This is a genomic window from Streptomyces sp. SAS_281 (assembly GCF_052542855.1).
In genome coordinates this window covers 1-1,385 of the sequence record NZ_JBMNDO010000256.1, presented here as the reverse complement: position 1 = coordinate 1,385, position 1,385 = coordinate 1, and the positions used below count along the sequence as shown (strand labels likewise).

General features: G+C 69.9%; 2 protein-coding genes. Both read left to right on the top strand.

All coding sequences use genetic code 11. The annotated features are described in order from the left end of the window. On the top strand, positions 1 to 262 hold a 262-nt coding region (locus ACN6LM_RS38010), incomplete at its 5' end, for an adenosylhomocysteinase (protein WP_358767443.1). Between the two features lie 265 nt (positions 263 to 527). Continuing rightward, positions 528 to 1,337 (top strand): NmrA family NAD(P)-binding protein, encoded by an 810-nt coding sequence (locus ACN6LM_RS38005; protein WP_365687130.1) that lies wholly within the window; start codon positions 528 to 530, stop codon positions 1,335 to 1,337. Positions 1,338 to 1,385: the final 48 nt, after the last annotated feature.

Genomic DNA, 1,385 nt, shown 5'->3' with positions numbered 1-1,385 from the left:
TCTGGGCAACGCGACGGGTCACCCGTCGTTCGTGATGTCGAACTCGTTCGCGGACCAGACGCTGGCGCAGATCGAGCTGTTCACGAAGCCCGAGGAGTATCCGACCGATGTCTATGTGCTGCCCAAGCACCTGGACGAGAAGGTCGCCCGTCTCCACCTCGACGCGCTCGGCGTGAAGCTGACGACGCTCCGCCCGGAGCAGGCCGCGTACATCGGGGTCGAGGTCGAGGGCCCGTACAAGCCCGACCACTACCGCTACTGACCCGCCACCGTACGAGGTGATCGCCCAGAGACCCCCTGGAGAACCGCTAGAGACGAGGCCCGGTGACGTGGCTCGTTCGGCGAGGGGCTGCCTACGCTGCGGATGAAGGCCGTGCCCGACGGTCCTTCCGCAGCCACCCCCACCGGACAGCGCCGCCACCGCCGCCACCGTGCGGACCCCCACCACCTTCCGCACGCGACCACTCCCTCATGACGAGAACGACGAGCACCACACCACCACGCAGGCCACGACAGACGGGACGAACATGACGAACACGACCCTTGTGATCGGCGGCACGGGCAAAACCGGGCGGCGGGTCGCCGAGCGGCTGTCCGCCAAAGGGCTCCCCGTACGCATCGGATCGCGCTCCGGCACGCCCCCCTTCGTCTGGGAGGACCCCGCGACCTGGGACGCCGCCCTCGACGGGGTGAGCGCCGTCTACATCACCTACTACCCGGACCTCGCCTTCCCGGGAGCCGCCGAGACCGTCGGCGCGTTCGCGAAGGCCGCCGTCGCCAAGGGGGCGCGCCGCCTGGTGCTGCTGTCCGGCCGCGGCGAGGAGGGCGCGGTCATCAGCGAGGACAAGGTGAAGGAGTCGGGCGCGGACTGGACCGTCGTCCGCGCCAGCTGGTTCAACCAGAACTTCAGCGAGAGCTTCTTCCACGACCTGGTCATGGCCGGCGAGATCGTCCTGCCGACCGGGGACGCGGTGGAGCCCTTCGTGGACGCCGACGACATCGCGGACGTCGCCGTCGCCGCACTCACCGACGACAAGCACATCGGCAAGACGTACGAGTTGTCCGGCCCGCGCCTGCTCAGCTTCGGCGACATCGCCCAGGAGCTGGGCAAGGCCACCGGCCGCACCATCACGTACATTCCCGTCAGCGTGGACGAGTACCGCCAGGCCCTTGAGGAGAACGGGCTCCCCGTCGAGTTCGCCGACCTGTTCGGACTGATCCTCGACGGCCGCAACGCCCACCTCGTGCACGGGGTCGAGGAGGCCACCGGCCGCAAGCCGAAGGACTTCGCCGACTTCGCCCGGGACGCCGCCGCCAGCGGTGTCTGGAACGCCTGACCGACACCGGGACCCGTGGGGACGGGCGGCCGCACACAGCGGCCGCCC

Excerpts from the sequence above, each read along its gene's own strand:
- ACN6LM_RS38005 (WP_365687130.1), top strand. The coding sequence starts at position 528 with ATGACGAACACGACCCTTGTGATCGGCGGCACGGGCAAAACCGGGCGG.